Origin of the sequence: Pseudokineococcus lusitanus (assembly GCF_003751265.1) — a bacterium.
Lineage (GTDB): Bacteria > Actinomycetota > Actinomycetes > Actinomycetales > Quadrisphaeraceae > Pseudokineococcus > Pseudokineococcus lusitanus.
In genome coordinates, this window is the sequence record NZ_RJKN01000004.1 from 279,069 (window position 1) to 294,801 (window position 15,733).

Below are 15,733 nucleotides of genomic sequence, written 5' to 3' on the forward strand. Positions count from 1 at the left end.
CGCGGTCACCGGGTCACCCCCACGGGTCGGGCGGCGCGGCGGCCGGGGGCGGCCGCCACGGCGCCGGCGGGCACGGCGGCGGCGTCCGCCGGGGCGGCGGGCGCGGCGACGGCGAGGGAGGCCGCGCGCACGGCCTCGCCGGCGGACTTGCGCTGCTCGTGGAAGGCGAGGATCTGCAGCTCGCTGGCGAGGTCGACCTTGCGGACGTCGACGCCCTCGGGCACCTGCAGCACGGCCGGGGCGAAGGTGAGGACGCCCGTGACGCCGGCGGCGACGAGGTGGTCGCAGGCGGGCTGCGCCCCGGGGCCCGGCGTCGCGAGGACGCCGATGGACACGCCGTCGCGGCGCACGACCGCGGCGAGCTCGGTCATCGGCAGCACGGTCAGCCCGGCGACCTCGCGGCCGACGACGGCCGGGTCGTTGTCGAAGAGGGCGGTGACGCACATGCCCCGCTCGGCGAAGCCGCCGTGGCTGGCGAGCGCCCGGCCGAGGTTGCCGATGCCGACGATGACGACGCGCCACTCCTGCGTGAGGCCGAGCTCGCGGCTGATGTGCGCGACGAGGGGGCTGACCTCGTAGCCCACGCCGCGGACGCCGTAGGAGCCGAGGTGGCTGAGGTCCTTGCGCAGCTTGGCGGAGCCGACGCCCGCGGCCACGGCGAGCTCCTCGGAGGAGACGCTGGGGACGCCCCGCTCGACGAGGGCCGTCAGCGCCCGCAGGTAGACGGGGAGGCGGGCCACGGTGGCCTCGGGGATGCCGCGCGCGGCGAGGCGCTCGGGGCCGCGGCCGGCGGCGGAGGGGGCGCGGCGGCCGGGCCGGTCGACGGCGCCGTCGACCTGCGCGGCGGGGGCGCCCGGGGCGTCGTCGGCCCAGGGGCCCTCGGCGGGGTGCTCGGTGCTCACGGCGGCTGCCTGCTCCTTCGCGCGTGCCGGACGCCTCGCGCTGGTGCAGGGCGCGGTGGGCTGCACCCACTGTAGGCACTTGTGAAGCCCTGCACAAAGTCGGCGGCGACGTGCTAGCAGAGGCCCCGCCGACCTCCGCGACCGGGGTGCCCGGCGGGGCGGCTGCGGGGCCGCCCGGACCGCGTCGTCGGCCACCGGGAGCCCGACCGCCGGCGCGACGCCGGGGGGTCAGCCCCGGCGGCGGCGCCCGGGCGCGCGGCCCAGCGTGCGCTCGAGGGCGTCCGCGTCGACCCGCAGCACGGCGTGCTGGACGCCGTCGACGAGGACGACCGGCACGAGCTCGCCCCACCGCGCGACGAGCGCGCCCGGGGCGCCCGCCCCGCCGGCCAGCCGCTCGTCGCGCGGGTCGGGGGCGTCGACGTCGACCTCGCGCCACGCCGTGCCCGTCCGGGCGGCGACGTCGACGACGACCTCCCGCGCGGCGGCGCACAGGTGGCACCCCTTGCGCCCCAGCAGGACGACGCGGGGGCCCGTCGACGGCGCCTCCCCGCCGAGCCGCTGCCGCACCGCGTCGACCGCCGCGCCGACCCTGCCGCTGACCTGCTCCCGCACCGGACCTCCCCGTCGTCCCTGCCCACCGCGGTCCGGGGGGCCGTCCCCCGCCGCCCGTCCCGCCGCCCCGCGCGGGGCGGTCACCGGAACACCGACCGGCGCCGCAGCAGCATCGCGTGCAGCGTCCGCTGGATCGTCTCGCGCACCTCGTCGGCGATCTCGAGGACCGCCGCCGGGTCGTCCGCCGTGCCGGGCGGCGCCAGGTCCGTGCGCACCGGCTCGCCCAGCTCGATCGTCCAGCGCGTGGGCAGCGGGACGAGCCCGAGCGGCCCGAGCAGCGGGAAGAAGGGCGTGACCGGCACGTAGGGGACGCCGAGCAGCCGGGCGAGGGCGGGCAGGTCGCCCACGCGGGGGTAGACCTCCTCGGCGCCCACGACGGAGACGGGGACGATGGGGACGCCGGCGCGCAGCGCGGACGCGACGAACCCGCCGCGGCCGAAGCGCTGGAGGCGGTAGCGGTCCCGGAAGTGCTTGCCCACGCCCTTGTAGCCCTCCGGCCACACGCCCACGAGCTCGCCGGCGGCGAGGAGGCGGTCGGCGTCGGCGGGGGTCGCCAGCGTCGCGCCGGAGCGCCGGGCGAGGTCGCCGAGCACCGGCGCCGCGAGGACCAGGTCGGCCGCGAGGACCCGCAGGTGGCGGCCGCCGGGCACGTCGTCGTGGACGGCGACCATCGTCATGAGCGCGTCGATGCCGACCGTGCCCGAGTGGTTGGACACGAGCAGGGCGCCGCCCGTCGCCGGCACGTGCTCGGCCCCGCGCACCTCGACGCGGAACCACCGGCGGTACAGGGGCCGCAGCACGTCGAGGAGGACGGCGTCGGTGAGCTCGCGGTCGAAGCCCATCTCGTCGACCTCGTAGTCGCCGGTGACGCGGCGCCCGACGACGGAGGCGGCGGCCGCGGCCCGCTCCCCCGCCGCGACGGCCCGGGGCGAGGTGGCCGCCCGGGCGCCCGCCGAGGCCGCGGCGCGGGCGGCGCGCACCCCGGCGGCGCCCGCGGCCCGGCCCGCCGTGGCCGCCGCCCGCGCCGCGGCACCGGCGAGCGCGCCGAGGTCGTCGGCGGGGTCGTCGGACGGCGGGGGGTCGGCCGGGGGCGGGTCAGCCGAGGGCGGGTCGGACCGGGGCGGGTCGGGGGGCGGCACGTGACCGCGGGCGTCCCCGCCGGGGGACGCGGGTGCGGTCGCGGCGGCCCACGGGTCCGGGGCACCGGCCGGTCGGCGCCGGCCGCGGTGCAGGGGGACGACGACGCCGTCGTCGTCGGGCGCGCGGCCGGGGGCGCGCGTCGACGCCCGCCCTGCCGCTGCCGCAGCGCCCACGTGCCCTCCTCGGCCGTCCGTGCCGCCCAGTCTGCCCGGCGGCACGCCGTCGCGGCCCGTCGCGCCCCTCACGGCGCGTCACCCGGCCGGGCCGTCCCGGCGGCGGCCGCACGACGGAGGGCACCACGGGCGGCTCCCGCGAGGGCGGCGAGCGGCGCGACCGCCGCGGTCCGCACCCCCGGCGACAACGGGCCGACGAGACCGCGCCCGCGGGCGAGGTCCTCGACGGCCTCCCGGCTCGTGCGCCGCGGGTGCAGCCCGAGGTCCTCCCGCATGCGCCGGGTGTCGACGACCCGGCCCGCGCGCAGGACGCGCTCGACGTCCCCCCACGGGGCCGTGACGGCGCCCGGCCCGCCGGGGGCGCCCGCGAGGCCGCGCGCGGTGGCGACGACGAGGCGTCCGGGCACCGGCACGACGACGCGCCCGCAGAGCGCCGCCGCCTGCTGCAGCGTGACGACCCCCTCGCCCGCGACGTTGACGACGCCCGTCACCGTGCCCGTGGCGGCCAGCGCGAGCGCCTCCAGGGCGTCGTCGGCGTGCAGCACCTGCAGGCGCGGGTCGTGGCCGACGACGGCCGGGACGGCGGGCAGCTCGAGCCAGTCGCCGAGCGGTGTCGGCAGCCCGGGGCCCACGAGGTCGGCGAGGCGCAGGACCGCGGTGGCGACGTCGGGCCGCCGCCGGGCGAGGCCGCGCAGGGCCGCCTCGGCCTCCGCGGCGCCGCGCTCCGGCCCCGAGCGCGGGGCGGGCGGCTCGGCGTCCTCGGTGCGGACCGAGGGGGCGCGCGGCCCGGCGCCGTACACCCCGGTCGTCGAGACGAGGACGACGCGGCGGACGGACGCGGTGCGCTGCGCGGCGGCCAGGACGGCCGCGCCGACGGGCGGTCCCGGCTCGCGGGCGCGGGGGGCGGCGCCGCCGGGCAGCGCGGTCGCGTCGAGGAGGCACGTCACCCCCTCGCGGTCGAGGACCCGGCCGAGCGACGGCCCGCGCAGGTCCACCCGCACCCGGCGCGCGCCGCCGACGTCCTCGGCGGGGTCGCGCTCGTCGAGGGCGAGCACCGTCCGGCCCCCGGCGGCGAGCCGGCGGGCCAGCGCGGCGACGAGCGGGTGGGCGGCGCCGGTGAGCGCGAGGGGGCCGTCCCCGCCGGCGGCCGCCGGCGTCCCCGAGGTCCCGGGGGTCCCCGGACGCACGACGCCCGCCCCGCGGGCGGCGGGACGGGCGTCGGTCACGGCAGCACCGGGAGCGGGCCGGGGCCGCGCAGGGCGGCCGGGACGGCTCCCGGGCGGGTCACTTCTTGTTGCGGCGCTGGTGGCGCGTGCGGCGCAGCAGCTTGCGGTGCTTCTTCTTCGCCATGCGCTTGCGACGCTTCTTGATGACGGAGCCCACGGGGGACCACCTGCTCTCTCGGTCTCGCTGACGTCGGACGCCGGACCGTGGCCCCCGCGGGGGCGGCCGGGGCCGCCCGCACGAGGACGGCGCTGCCCGACCTGCGGGCAGCCTACCCGGGTCGGCGGGGGCGCCCGGACCCCTGCCCGGCCGACGCCGGGCGGGTTTCAGGCGTGGCGCTGGGCGGGGGCGGTGCGCGCGGCCTCGAGGAAGGCCGCGGCGGCCCCCTCGGGCACGCGGTAGGAGCGGCCGACGCGCACGGCCGGCAGCTCGCCGGCGTGCACGAGGCGGTAGACGGTCATCCGGGACACGCGCATGACCTCGGCGACCTCGGCGACCGTCATGAGACGGCCGTCCGTGAGGCCCCCGGGCCCGCGCGCGTCGTCCGCTGCTCGCCCGTCCGTCGCCACCACGGGGCCCCCTGCTCGTCGCTGTCGTGGGCGGCGGGCCCTCGTGGGCACCGCCGGAGGCACGACCCTAGGGGACGCGGGGCCTCCGCGGCACCGTCACGGCGGGCCGATCACCCTCACCGTCCGTCACAGCCGTCCCGCCCGTCCCGCGGGCCGGGACGCCCGGGCCGCCGCCGCGGACGGGTCAGAACCAGGGGTCGAGCCCCTGGGAGGGGAAGACCGCGCTGCGGGTGGCGAGGACGGCGCGGTCGACGGCGTCCTCGGGGTCGTGGCCCTGCTCCCACGGGCGGAACCACGGGGCGGCGTCGCCCTGCCCGGCGCCGCAGAGGTCGGGGTCGCCCATGAGCAGCGGCGCCTCGCGGCGGTGGGTGCGGCGCACGTGCTCCCGCCACGGCTCGGGCGTCGGCGTCGTCGGCCGCACGGGCGCGTGCGCGGCGATGCCGACGACGTGGGCCCACGTGCGCGGGACGACGTCGACGACGGCGTAGCCGCCGCCGCCGGTGGCGAGCCACCGTCCGTCGCAGACCTCGTGGGCGAGGTCGTGGAGGGAGTCGGCCGCCGCGCGCTGGGCGTCGACGGACGTCGCGAGGTCGGCCAGCGGGTCGAGCTGGTGGCTGTCACAGCCGTGCTGGGTGACGAGCACGTCCGGCTCGAAGGCACGCACGAGGGGGTGCGCCACCGCGTGGATGGCCCGCAGCCAGGCGGCGTCGCCGGTCCCGCGCGGCAGGGCCACGTTGGCGGCCGTGCCCTCCGCCCCGGGGCCGCCGGTCTCCTCCGGGAAGCCGGTGCCGGGGAACAGGGTCCGGCCGCTCTGGTGGACCGAGACGGTGAGGACGCGGGGGTCGTCCCAGAAGGCCGCCTGGACGCCGTCGCCGTGGTGGACGTCGACGTCGACGTACGCCACCCGCCGCGCGCCCGCGTCGAGCAGCCGCTGCACCGCCGCCGCGACGTCGTTGTAGACGCAGAAGCCGGCGGCGCGGCCGCGCATCGCGTGGTGCATCCCGCCGGTGAAGTTGACGGCGTGCGCGACGTCGCCGCGCCACAGCTCGTCGGCGCAGTCGACGCTCGCCTGGAGGATGCGCGCGCTCGCCTCGTGCATGCCGGCGAAGGCGGGGTCGTCCTCGGTGCCCAGGCCGCGGGCCTCGTCCGAGCGGCGGGGGTCGGCCGAGACCCGGCGCACGGCCTCGACGTACTCGGGCAGGTGGACGGTGTGCAGCAGCGCGTCCGGCGCCACCTCGGCCCCCCGCACCTGCACGCCGGGGGACCGCAGGACGCCGAGGTCCTCGAGCAGGCGGGCCGTGAGCTCCAGCCGGACGGGGCTCATCGGGTGGTCCGGGCCGAAGTCGTAGGCCGTGAAGACGGGGTCCCACACGACCCGGGTGCTCGGGGGCATGGAGCGACGCTAGCGTCACCCCCGCCGACGACCGGCCCGCCGCGGCGGGCGGCGCGGTGCGGGCCACGGGGGCCCGTCCGGCCCAGCAGCCAGCGGAGGACGCGTGGACGTCGAGCGGCCTCCCGTCGGCGTCGTGCGCCCACGCGCGCACGGGGTCAAGGGCCGCCTGGCCGAGGCCGCCCGCCGCTCCCCCGCCCGGCTCGCCGTCGTCGTCTTCGTCGCGGTCATCGCCGTCTTCGCGGCCCTGCTGAGCCTGCCCTTCGCGACGGCCTCGGGGACCCGGGCCCCCTTCGTCGACGCCGTCTTCACGGCCGTCTCGGCCGTCTGCGTCACGGGGCTGACCGTCGTCGACACGGCGACGTACTGGTCCCACTTCGGCGAGGCCGTCATCCTCCTCGGCATCTTCGTCGGCGGGTTCGGCGTCCTCGTCCTCGCGAGCCTCCTGGGCCTGCTCGTGTCGCGGCACCTCGGCCTCACGCAGCGCCTCGTCGCGGCGAACGAGACCAAGGCGCTGCGGCTCGGCGACGTCGCCCTCCTCGTCCGGACGGTCTTCCTCACGTCCGTCACCGTCTCCGGCGTCCTCACCGCGGTGCTGCTGCCGCGCTTCCTCACGGCGGGCGAGTCCTTCGGGGAGGCGCTGTGGCACGCGCTCTTCTACGGCGTCTCGTCCTTCAACAACGCGGGCTTCGTCTCGCACGAGGGCGGGCTGCCCCAGCTCGGGGACGGACCCGTGGCCGGCGACTGGTGGCTGTGCGGGCCGCTCGTCGTCGGCGTGCTGCTCGGCAGCCTCGGCTTCCCCGTCGTCCTCGTGCTGCGCGACCGGTGGCGCTCGCCGCGCCGCTGGGGCCTGCACGCCCAGATGACGGTCACGGGCGTCGTCGCCCTCTTCGTCGTCGGCGCGGTCCTCGTCGCGGCGATGGAGTGGCGCAACCCGGCCACCCTGGGGGCTCTCGACGGCGTCGACCGGCTCCAGGCGGCGCTCTTCGCCTCGGCGATGACGCGCTCCGGCGGCTTCTCCACGGTCGACGTCTCCGAGATGTCCACCGCCACCTGGCTCGTCCAGGACGCCCTGATGTTCGTCGGCGGCGGCAGCGCCTCGACGGCCGGCGGCATCCGCGTGACGACGCTCTTCGTGCTCCTGCTCGCCGTCGTCGCCGAGGCCCGCGGCAACCGGGACGCCGAGGTCTTCGGCCGCCGGCTCCCGCAGAGCTCGCTGCGCCTGGCCGTCGCCGTCGGCCTCGTCGGGACGACGACCGTCCTCGTCGGCACGGCGTCCCTGCTGGCGCTCACCGACGAGACCCTCGACGTCGTGCTCTTCGAGGTGATCTCGGCCTTCGCGACCGTCGGGCTCAGCGTCACCGACACCGGTGCGCTCGGCGACGGGGCGAAGTGGGTGCTGTCCGTGCTGATGCTCGTCGGGCGGACGGGCACCATGACCCTGGCGGCGGCCCTCGCCCTGCGCGAGAGCAGCCGCCTGTACCGGCTCCCGGAGGAGAGGCCCATCGTTGGGTGACAAGGCGCACGACGACGCGGTGCTCGTCGTCGGACTCGGCAGGTTCGGCAGCGCGATGGCGGCCGCCCTCGACCGCATGGGGCACGACGTGCTCGCGGTCGAGCGCGACCCCGAGATCGTCCAGGCGTGGTCGGGGCGGCTGACGCACGTCGTCGAGGCCGACGCGACGAGCGCGGACGCGCTGGAGCAGCTCGGCGCCGCGGACTTCCGCGTCGCCGTCGTCGGCATCGGCACGTCCATCGAGGCCAGCGTGCTGACGACGTCCACGCTCGTGGACATGGGCGTCCAGCAGATCTGGGCGAAGGCCATCACGCCCTCGCACGGCCGGATCCTCGACCGGCTCGGCGCCCACCACGTCGTCTACCCCGAGGCCGACGCCGGCGAGCGCGTCGCGCACCTCGTCGGCGGGCGGCTGCTCGACTTCATCGAGTTCGACGACGGCTTCGCCATCGTCAAGATGCGGCCGCCGCGCGAGTGCCAGGGCTTCACGCTGGCGCAGTCGAAGGTGCGCGAGAAGTACGGCGTGACGGTGGTCGGCCTCAAGCCCCCGGGCGAGGACTTCACCTACGCCCAGCCCGACACGCGCGTGCGCGAGCGCGACGTCCTCATCGTCTCGGGGCGCACGAGCCTCATCGAGAAGTTCGCGGGGCGGCCGTGAGCGGCGACGCGGCGGACGGGCGCGAGCGCGGCTACGTCGCCATGCGGCTGCACGTGCTGGCCGCGCTGGAGACGGCGGTCGCGCGGCGGGCCGAGCTGGCGCAGGTCGTCGGCGACGCGGACGACGTGCACGCCGCCGCCGCCGCGCTGAGCACGGCGTGGGGCCTCGACGACGCGCAGGCCCGCGCGGTCCTTGAGCTCAAGGTGGGCCGGCTCGCGGGCAGCGAGCGGGAGCGGCTGCGCGCCGAGCGCGAGCGGCTCGAGGCCCGCCGCGACGAGCTCGGCTGAGCCGCGGGGGCGCTCAGCCCCCGAGCGCCCGGGAGCGGTCGCGGGCCGCCTCGACGGCGGCGAGGACGGCGGCGCGGACGCCCGCGTCGTCGAGCTTGCGGAGCCCGGCGGCCGTCGTCCCGCCCGGCGACGTCACCTTCTCCCGCAGGAGGGACGGGTGCTCGCCGGTGCGCTGCACGAGCGCCGCGGTGCCGGCGAGGGTGCCGGTGGCGAGACGGCTCGCCGTCGCCCGGGGCAGGCCCGCGTGCACGCCGGCCTCGACGAGCGCCTCGAGCACGAGGAGGACGTAGGCGGGACCGCTCCCCGAGACGGCGGTGGCCGCGTCCTGGGACGCCTCGGGGACGTCGACGACGTCGCCCGCCCCCGCGAGCAGCCGCCGGGCCAGGTCGACCCGCGCCGGGTCCGTGCCGGGCGCGGGCGACAGCGCCGTGACGCCCTCCCCCACGAGGGCGGGGGTGTTGGGCATGGCGCGCACGACGGCGACGCCGTCCGGCAGGGCCGCGGCCAGGCGCGCCGTCGTCACGCCGGCGGCGACGGACACGACGAGGGAGCCGGGCCGCACGTGCGCCGCGGCGTCGGCGAGCAGCGCGTCGAGCTGCTGCGGCTTCACCGCGACGACGAGGACGTCCCGCGCCGCCCCCTCGGCCAGCGGCACGCAGCGGACGCCGTGCCGCTCCTCGAGCTCGGCCGCCCGCTCGGGCCGCCGGACGACGGCGACGACGTCCTCCGCCGCCCACCCGCCGCGCAGGACGCCGGCGAGCACGGCCTCCCCCATCGTCCCGGCGCCCAGCACGGCGACGGAGGGGCGGGCGGACGCGGCGGCACCGTCGGGCTCGGTCATGCGCCGGACCCTAGGGCGCGCGTCGGACGCCGTCCGGCACGGCTCGACGTCGACCGGGGACGCTCCCCACGGCGGAGTGCCGACCCGGGAGCACCAGCACCCGCACCGGCCCGATCGGGGACCTCCGCACCGGCACCGGCCCGACCGGGGAACGCCCGTACCGGCAGGAGGGCTCCCGGCCGGACCGCACGCTCCCCGGACGCCGTCCGCCCGGCCACCGCGCTCCCCGGTCCGACCGGGGCGGGGCGTCAGGCCTGGCCGAGGTGGCGGCGGGTGAACTCGAGCGACTCGCGCAGGTCCCGCTCGCGCTCGCCGGGGGCGCGGGAGCGGCGAGTGTTGATCTCGACGACGACGTCGCCCGCGAAGCCGCCCGCGGCGAGGTCCTCGAGCAGCCCCTGCACGGGCTGGGTGCCGCGGCCCGGGACGAGGTGCTCGTCCTTGGCGGAGCCGGTGCCGTCGGTGAGGTGCACGTGGCGCAGGCGGCCGGCCAGGCGGCGGGCCAGCTCGCGGGAGTCGCGCCCCGACGTCGAGGCGTGGGAGACGTCGAGGGTCACCTGGTCGTAGTCCTCGCCGACGACGTCCCAGCCCGGGGCGTAGGCGAGGATCTCCGACCCGCCGGCGCGCCAGGGGAACATGTTCTCGACGGCGAGCGTGGTGCCCGAGGTGGCGGCGATCTCGCGGACGCCCTCGACGAAGCCGGCCGCGTAGTCGCGCTGCCAGCGGAAGGGGGGGTGGGCGACGACCGTCCCGGCGTCGAGCTCCTGCGCCAGCTCGACCGAGCGGGTCAGCTTCTCCCACGGGTCGCGGCCCCAGACGCGCTGGGTGAGCAGGAGCGTCGGGGCGTGGATGCTCCGCACGGGGACGCCGTAGTGGGAGGCGAGCCGGCGCAGCGCCACCGGGTCCCGGCTGACCGGGTCCGTCCACACCATGACCTCGACGCCGTCGTAGCCCAGCCGGGCCGCCGCCTCGAAGGCGTCGGCGCAGGAGCCGGGGTAGACCGAGCTCGTCGAGAGGGTGACGGCGGGCACGCGGGCGGCGTCGGTCGCGGGCTCGGACACGCCGCTCACCCTAGGTGGCGGGCGGGGCGGCGCCCGTCGGCGGGCGCGCCGCCGGGGCTCAGCGGCCGAGCAGCGGGGCCAGGGCGTCGAGCCGCCGGAGGATGACCCCCTCGCGGAGGGCCCACGGGGACAGCGCCATCCGCTCGACGTCGAGGACGCGCATCGCCTCGAGCGCGACGACGGCGCCCGCCACGACCTGCCCCGCGCGCGCGTCCGAGACGCCGGCGAGCCGACGGCGGCCGGCCGGGCCGAGCGACGCGAGCCGCGGCACGAGCTCCTCCAGCGCCGCGCGCTCGAGCGAGCGCGGCACGTGCATGCCCTCCCGCGCGGGCGCGGCGCCGGTGAGCCGGCCCAGCGTGCGGAAGGTCTTGCTCGAGCCGACGACGAGGTCGGGCGCGCCCTGGTCGCGCAGCCGCCCGGCCTGCGCCTCGAGCACCTCGCGCGCGTGCTCGCGCAGCCCGGCGACGTCGCGGGGCCGGGTGACGCCGCCCGCCAGGTGCGAGCGCGTGGTGCGGCCCGCGCCGAGCGGCACGCTGAGGGCGACCTCGGCGTCCTCGTCGGCGCCCATGGCGAGCTCGAGCGAGCCGCCCCCGATGTCGAGGACGAGCATCCGGCCGGCCGACCAGCCGAACCAGCGGCGGACGGCGAAGAAGGTCAGGCGTGCCTCGGCGCCGCCGCTCAGCACCTCGAGGCGGACACCGGTCTCGCGGCGGACGTCCTCGAGGACCCCGGCGCCGTTGGGCGCCTCGCGCAGGGCGCTCGTGGCGAAGCCCATGAGCTCCTCGACGCCCTCGGACGTCGCGACCTCCCGGGCCGAGCGGACGACGTCGAGGAGGTCCGCGACCCCCTCGGCGTGGACCGAGCCCTCCTCGTCGAGGCGCTCGGCCAGGCGCAGCACCCGCTTGTGGGACGCCGTCGGGACCGGCGAGGCGCCGGGATGGGCGTCGACGACGAGCAGGTGGACGGTGTTCGACCCCACGTCGAGGACCCCCAGGCGCATGAGGCCCGACGCTAGCCGGGTCCCCCGCCCCGGCCTCCCCCGCGGGGGCGGGGACGACCCCGGCCCGTTGTCGGGGGCGCCACCTACCGTCGACCCCATGGCCGCCCCCAGCACCGCCCGCACCGCCCGGCCCGCCTACCGCTGCGGCGAGTGCGGCTGGACGACGACGAAGTGGGTCGGCCGCTGCGGCGAGTGCCAGGCGTGGGGCGCCGTCGAGGAGGTGGCCGCCGGCAGCGGGCCCCGCACCGCCGCCGCGCGCACCGTCCGCCGCCCGGCCCGGCCCATCGCCGAGGTCGAGGCCTCCGAGGCGTCGGCGCGGCCCACGGGCGTCGACGAGCTCGACCGGGTGCTCGGCGGCGGCGTCGTGCCGGGCGCCGTCGTCCTCGTCGCCGGCGAGCCGGGCGTCGGCAAGTCGACGCTGCTCCTCGACGTGGCCGCGCGGACGGCGACGACGGGCCGCACCGTCCTCTACGTCACGGGCGAGGAGACGGCGGCGCAGGTCCGGCTGCGCGCCGAGCGCATCGGCGCCCTGCGGCCGCGGCTGTTCCTCGCCGCGGAGAACGACCTGGCCGCCGTCCTCGCCCACGTGGAGGCCGTCTCGCCCGACCTCCTCGTCCTCGACTCGGTGCAGACCGTCGCCTCCGCGGCGGTCGACGGCGCCGCGGGCGGCGTCACGCAGGTCCGCGAGGTGGCCGCCACGGTCATCGAGACGGCCAAGGAGCGGGGCATGGCCACGCTGCTCGTCGGGCACGTCACCAAGGACGGCTCGGTGGCCGGTCCCCGCGTCCTCGAGCACCTCGTCGACGTCGTCTGCACCTTCGAGGGCGACCGGCACTCGCGCCTGCGCATGGTCCGCGCCGTGAAGAACCGCTACGGGCCCACCGACGAGGTCGGCTGCTTCGACCTGTCGGAGTCCGGCATCACCGGGCTCGTCGACCCCAGCGAGCTCTTCCTCTCCCGCGCCACGGCGCCCGTCCCCGGCACCTGCGCCACCGTCGCCCTCGAGGGCCGCCGCCCGCTCGTCGTCGAGGTGCAGGCGCTCGTCGCCCCGGCCTCCGGCGGCCAGACCCGCACCCGCGCCACGGGTCTCGACGTCGGCCGGGTCGGCATGGTCGTCGCCGTCCTCCAGGCCCGCGTCGGCCTCCTCCGCACCCCCGGCGACGTCTTCACGTCCACCGTCGGCGGCGTCCGCACCACCGAGCCGGGCGTGGACCTCGCCGTCGCCGTGGCCCTCGCCGGGGCGTGCGCCGACCAGGCCCTGCCGGTCGGCACCGTGGCCGTCGGCGAGCTCGGCCTGTCCGGCGACGTCCGCCCCGTGCCCGGCGTCGACCGGCGCCTCGCGGAGGCGGCGCGGCTGGGCATGCGCCGGGCGCTGGTCCCCCGCGGGACCCTCGCCGCGCACGGCCCCGACGGCGGCCGCCCGGGCACCACGCCGCCGTGGGGGGCGATGCAGGTGCTCGAGGTGGACGACCTGCGCTCGTGCGTCGCCCGGCTCTTCCCCTCCCGCGAGGAGCAGCCCGGCCGCTCCTGACGCCCGGGGCACCCGGCCCGGCGGGTCACGGCTCGGCGACGACGCGGTCGGCGCGGTCGGCGGGCGCGGGCGCGCCGGTACCCTCCTCCCGGGCCGAGCGGGCGGCGACGACCGCCCCACGGCCCACGACCGACCGCCCCGCCCGCCCGGCGCACCGCCGGGACGGGCCACGACGCACCAGCCGGGACGAGGGGGACGATGGCCGTCGAGCGCTCGCCCGAGGAGCAGCTGCTCGCCACCCTGGCCGCCGTCGCCCCGGGCACGGAGCTGCGGGACGGCCTCGAGCGGATCCTGCGCGGCCGGACCGGCGCGCTCGTCGTCCTCGGCCACGACCGGGTCGTCGAGCAGCTCTGCAGCGGCGGCTTCACGCTGGACGTCGACTTCTCGGCCACCCGGCTCCGCGAGCTGGCCAAGATGGACGGCGCCATCGTCCTCGACGCCGCCGCGAACAAGATCCTCCGCGCGGCCGTCCAGCTCGTCCCCGACCCGGCCATCGAGACGTCCGAGTCCGGCACCCGCCACCGCACGGCCGAGCGCACCGCCAAGCAGACCGGCATGCCGGTCATCTCGGTGAGCGCGTCGATGCGGATCGTCGCGCTCTACGTGGCCGACCGCCGCTTCGTCCTCGAGGGCTCCGCCGCCATCCTGGGCCGCGCCGAGCAGGCGCTCGCGACGCTCGAGCGCTACAAGTCCCGCCTCGACGAGGTCACCGGCACGCTGTCGGCCCTCGAGATCGAGGACCTCGTCACCGTCCGCGACGTCGCCGCGGTCGTCCAGCGCCAAGAGATGGTGCGGCGCATCTCCGACGAGATCGCCGGCTACGTCGTCGAGCTCGGCTCCGACGGCCGCCTGCTGTCCCTGCAGCTCGAGGAGCTCATCGGCGGGATCGGCCCCGATCAAGAGCTCGTGCTGCGGGACTACACCGACCCCGACCGCGTGGGCGAGGACGTGGCGGACGTCCTCGCCGGGCTCGCGCAGCTGGAGTCGACCGAGCTCGTCGACCTCATGCACGTGGCCCGCGCCCTGTCGCTGACGAGCGGCGGCGAGACGCTCGACACGGCCCTCAGCCCGCGCGGGTTCCGCCTCCTCAGCAAGGTGCCCCGCCTGCCGGGCGCCATCGTCGAGCGCCTCGTCGTCCACTTCGACGGGCTGCAGCAGCTCCTGGCCGCCGGCATCGACGACCTGCTCGCCGTCGAGGGCGTCGGCGACCAGCGCGCCCGTGCCGTCCGCGAGGGCCTCAGCCGGCTCGCCGAGTCGAGCATCCTCGAGCGCTACGTCTGAGCGCCGTCACCGCCGCGGGCGCGCCGCGCCCCGCCGACCGCCCGGGCCCGGCCCTGCCCGACGACCTCGACGGGCTCCACGCCGCCGTCCTGCGGTGGTACGCCGAGCACGCCCGTGACCTGCCGTGGCGCCGCCCGGGGGCGAGCGTGCTCGACGACGCCCCGTCCGCGCCGCGGACGGCCGAGGAGGCCCGCGCCTCGGCGTGGGGCGTCCTCGTCAGCGAGGTGATGCTGCAGCAGACGCCCGTCGTCCGGGTGGAGCCCGTGTGGCGGGAGTGGATGGCGCGCTGGCCGACGCCGGCCGCCCTCACCGCCGTGCCGGCCGGCGAGGCGGTCCGCGCCTGGGGGCGCCTCGGCTACCCGCGCCGGGCGCTGCGGCTGCACGCGGCCGCCGTCGCGCTCGTCGAGCGGCACGACGGCGTCGTGCCCGAGGACGCCGACGCCCTGCGGGCGCTGCCGGGCGTCGGCGCCTACACCGCCGCTGCCGTCGCCTCCTTCGCGCACGGGCAGCGGCACGCCGTCGTCGACACGAACGTCCGCCGGGTCCACGCCCGCCTGGTCACCGGGGCGGCGCAGCCCGCGCCCGCGCTCACCGCCGCGGAGACGGCGCTCGCCGTCGCGCTGCTGCCCGCGACGCCGCGGGCGGCGGCCGGCTGGGCCGTCGCCGTCATGGAGCTCGGGGCCCTCGTCTGCACGGCGCGCGCGCCGCGGTGCGGGGCGTGCCCGGTCGCGGACCGGTGCGCCTGGCAGGCGGCCGGCGCGCCGCCCGCCGAGGGTCCCCCGCGGCGCGGCCAGGCCTGGGAGGGCACCGACCGGCAGGTACGGGGGCGGCTGCTCGCCGTCCTGCGGGAGGCGACGGCGCCCGTCGCCACCGCGGACCTCGAGGTCGCCGTCCCGGCGCCCGACGACGCCCGCCGGGCGCAGCGCGAGCGCTGCCTCGCCTCGCTCCTCGCGGACGGGCTCGTCGAGCGCGACGACGACCGCTGGGCGCTGCCCGGCTGACCGCCGCCCCGGCCGGCTCAGAGGTGCAGGATCATCCGGCTGTTACCGAGGGTGTTGGGCTTCACCCGGGCGAGGTCGAGGAACTCCGCGACGCCGTCGTCGTGGGAGCGCAGCAGCTCGGCGAAGACCTCGGGGGCGACGGGCGTGCCCTCGATCTCGAGGAAGCCGTGGGCGCCGAAGAACCGCGTCTCGAAGGTGAGGCAGAAGACGCGCCGGACGCCGACCTCGCGGGCGCGGCGCAGCAGCTCGGTGAGGACGGCCGAGCCGACGCCGAGCCCCCGGGCGTCGGCCGACACCGCCAGGGTGCGCACCTCGGCGAGGTCCTCCCAGAACACGTGCAGAGCACCGCAGCCGACGACCTGGCCGTCGACCTCGGCGACGACCATCTCCTGCAGGCCCTCGTAGTAGGCGACGGCCTCCTTGGCCACGAGCACTCGCTCGTCGGCGAGCGGGGCGGTGAGGGCGCGGACGGCACGGACGTCGGGGGTCCGGGCGGAGCGCACGACGACCTCGGGGCGGGGCACCGGCCGACCCTAGCCAGCGCACCGGC

17 protein-coding genes are annotated in these 15,733 nt (G+C 78.7%); 6 read left to right on the plus strand and 11 right to left on the minus strand.

Features of this window, described 5'->3' with window-relative positions:
* Positions 1-5: 5 nt before the first annotated feature.
* The 7 genes from EDC03_RS09450 to EDC03_RS09480 all read right to left on the minus strand — a co-directional run bounded on the left by EDC03_RS09450 (position 6) and on the right by EDC03_RS09480 (position 6,013).
* Positions 6-902 carry a redox-sensing transcriptional repressor Rex gene (locus EDC03_RS09450; protein WP_199720098.1) on the minus strand — a complete coding sequence of 299 codons (897 nt, stop codon included), beginning with the start codon at positions 900-902 and terminating at the stop codon, positions 6-8.
* A gap of 228 nt (positions 903-1,130) precedes the next feature.
* Positions 1,131-1,514, minus strand: a complete 384-nt coding sequence (locus EDC03_RS09455; RefSeq protein ID WP_241967122.1) for a glutaredoxin family protein — start codon at positions 1,512-1,514, stop codon at positions 1,131-1,133.
* Positions 1,515-1,594: 80 nt separating this feature from the next.
* Positions 1,595-2,827, minus strand: a complete 1,233-nt coding sequence (locus tag EDC03_RS09460; RefSeq protein WP_241967123.1) for a lysophospholipid acyltransferase family protein — start codon at positions 2,825-2,827, stop codon at positions 1,595-1,597.
* Positions 2,828-2,895: 68 nt separating this feature from the next.
* Positions 2,896-4,053: an NAD-dependent epimerase/dehydratase family protein gene (locus EDC03_RS09465; RefSeq protein ID WP_123379962.1), complete on the minus strand. Its 1,158-nt coding sequence runs from the start codon at positions 4,051-4,053 to the stop codon at positions 2,896-2,898.
* A 58-nt stretch (positions 4,054-4,111) separates the two neighbouring features.
* Positions 4,112-4,210: a 30S ribosomal protein bS22 gene (locus EDC03_RS09470; RefSeq protein ID WP_012085056.1), complete on the minus strand. Its 99-nt coding sequence runs from the start codon at positions 4,208-4,210 to the stop codon at positions 4,112-4,114.
* 167 nt (positions 4,211-4,377) lie between these two features.
* Positions 4,378-4,554, minus strand: a complete 177-nt coding sequence (locus EDC03_RS09475) for a helix-turn-helix domain-containing protein (protein ID WP_123380110.1) — start codon at positions 4,552-4,554, stop codon at positions 4,378-4,380.
* Positions 4,555-4,804: 250 nt separating this feature from the next.
* A complete protein-coding gene (locus EDC03_RS09480) occupies positions 4,805-6,013 on the minus strand; it encodes an acetoin utilization protein AcuC (protein WP_123379963.1) in 1,209 nt (402 codons plus the stop codon).
* A 133-nt stretch (positions 6,014-6,146) separates the two neighbouring features.
* On the opposite strand from EDC03_RS09480, the gene EDC03_RS09485 reads away from it, so the two are divergent.
* From EDC03_RS09485 to EDC03_RS09495, 3 genes are read left to right on the plus strand one after another with little or no spacing between them, the layout of a single operon-like run.
* Positions 6,147-7,526, plus strand: a complete 1,380-nt coding sequence (locus tag EDC03_RS09485; protein ID WP_199720099.1) for a TrkH family potassium uptake protein — start codon at positions 6,147-6,149, stop codon at positions 7,524-7,526.
* A complete protein-coding gene (locus tag EDC03_RS09490) occupies positions 7,519-8,184 on the plus strand; it encodes a potassium channel family protein (protein ID WP_123379965.1) in 666 nt (221 codons plus the stop codon). The genes EDC03_RS09485 and EDC03_RS09490 overlap by 8 nt, the downstream gene beginning before the upstream one ends.
* Positions 8,181-8,471 (plus strand): hypothetical protein, encoded by a 291-nt coding sequence (locus tag EDC03_RS09495; protein ID WP_123379966.1) that lies wholly within the window; start codon positions 8,181-8,183, stop codon positions 8,469-8,471. Before EDC03_RS09490 ends, EDC03_RS09495 begins: the two co-directional genes overlap by 4 nt.
* A gap of 13 nt (positions 8,472-8,484) precedes the next feature.
* Here the strand turns inward: EDC03_RS09495 and proC are convergent, their stop codons facing one another.
* The 3 genes from proC to EDC03_RS09510 all read right to left on the minus strand — a co-directional run bounded on the left by proC (position 8,485) and on the right by EDC03_RS09510 (position 11,370).
* Entirely contained in the window at positions 8,485-9,312 is an 828-nt protein-coding gene (proC, locus tag EDC03_RS09500; RefSeq protein WP_123379967.1) for a pyrroline-5-carboxylate reductase, read from the minus strand.
* Between the two features lie 248 nt (positions 9,313-9,560).
* Positions 9,561-10,370, minus strand: coding sequence for a sugar phosphate isomerase/epimerase family protein (locus tag EDC03_RS09505; RefSeq protein WP_123380111.1), 810 nt, complete (start codon positions 10,368-10,370; stop codon positions 9,561-9,563).
* Positions 10,371-10,428: 58 nt separating this feature from the next.
* Positions 10,429-11,370, minus strand: a complete 942-nt coding sequence (locus EDC03_RS09510; protein ID WP_123379968.1) for a Ppx/GppA phosphatase family protein — start codon at positions 11,368-11,370, stop codon at positions 10,429-10,431.
* Between the two features lie 97 nt (positions 11,371-11,467).
* Between EDC03_RS09510 and radA the strand changes: the two genes are divergently transcribed.
* The 3 genes from radA to EDC03_RS09525 all read left to right on the plus strand — a co-directional run bounded on the left by radA (position 11,468) and on the right by EDC03_RS09525 (position 15,183).
* The gene (gene radA, locus EDC03_RS09515; RefSeq protein ID WP_123379969.1) at positions 11,468-12,901 is read left to right on the plus strand and encodes a DNA repair protein RadA; all 1,434 of its coding nucleotides are present in this window, start codon (positions 11,468-11,470) and stop codon (positions 12,899-12,901) included.
* A gap of 198 nt (positions 12,902-13,099) precedes the next feature.
* On the plus strand, positions 13,100-14,182 hold the full coding sequence (disA, locus tag EDC03_RS09520) for a DNA integrity scanning diadenylate cyclase DisA (RefSeq protein WP_123379970.1): 1,083 nt from the start codon (positions 13,100-13,102) through the stop codon (positions 14,180-14,182).
* 53 nt (positions 14,183-14,235) lie between these two features.
* On the plus strand, positions 14,236-15,183 hold the full coding sequence (locus tag EDC03_RS09525) for an HhH-GPD family protein (protein ID WP_199720132.1): 948 nt from the start codon (positions 14,236-14,238) through the stop codon (positions 15,181-15,183).
* 17 nt (positions 15,184-15,200) lie between these two features.
* Here the strand turns inward: EDC03_RS09525 and EDC03_RS09530 are convergent, their stop codons facing one another.
* Positions 15,201-15,707: an amino-acid N-acetyltransferase gene (locus EDC03_RS09530; RefSeq protein ID WP_123379971.1), complete on the minus strand. Its 507-nt coding sequence runs from the start codon at positions 15,705-15,707 to the stop codon at positions 15,201-15,203.
* Between the last annotated feature and the right edge of the window lie 26 nt (positions 15,708-15,733).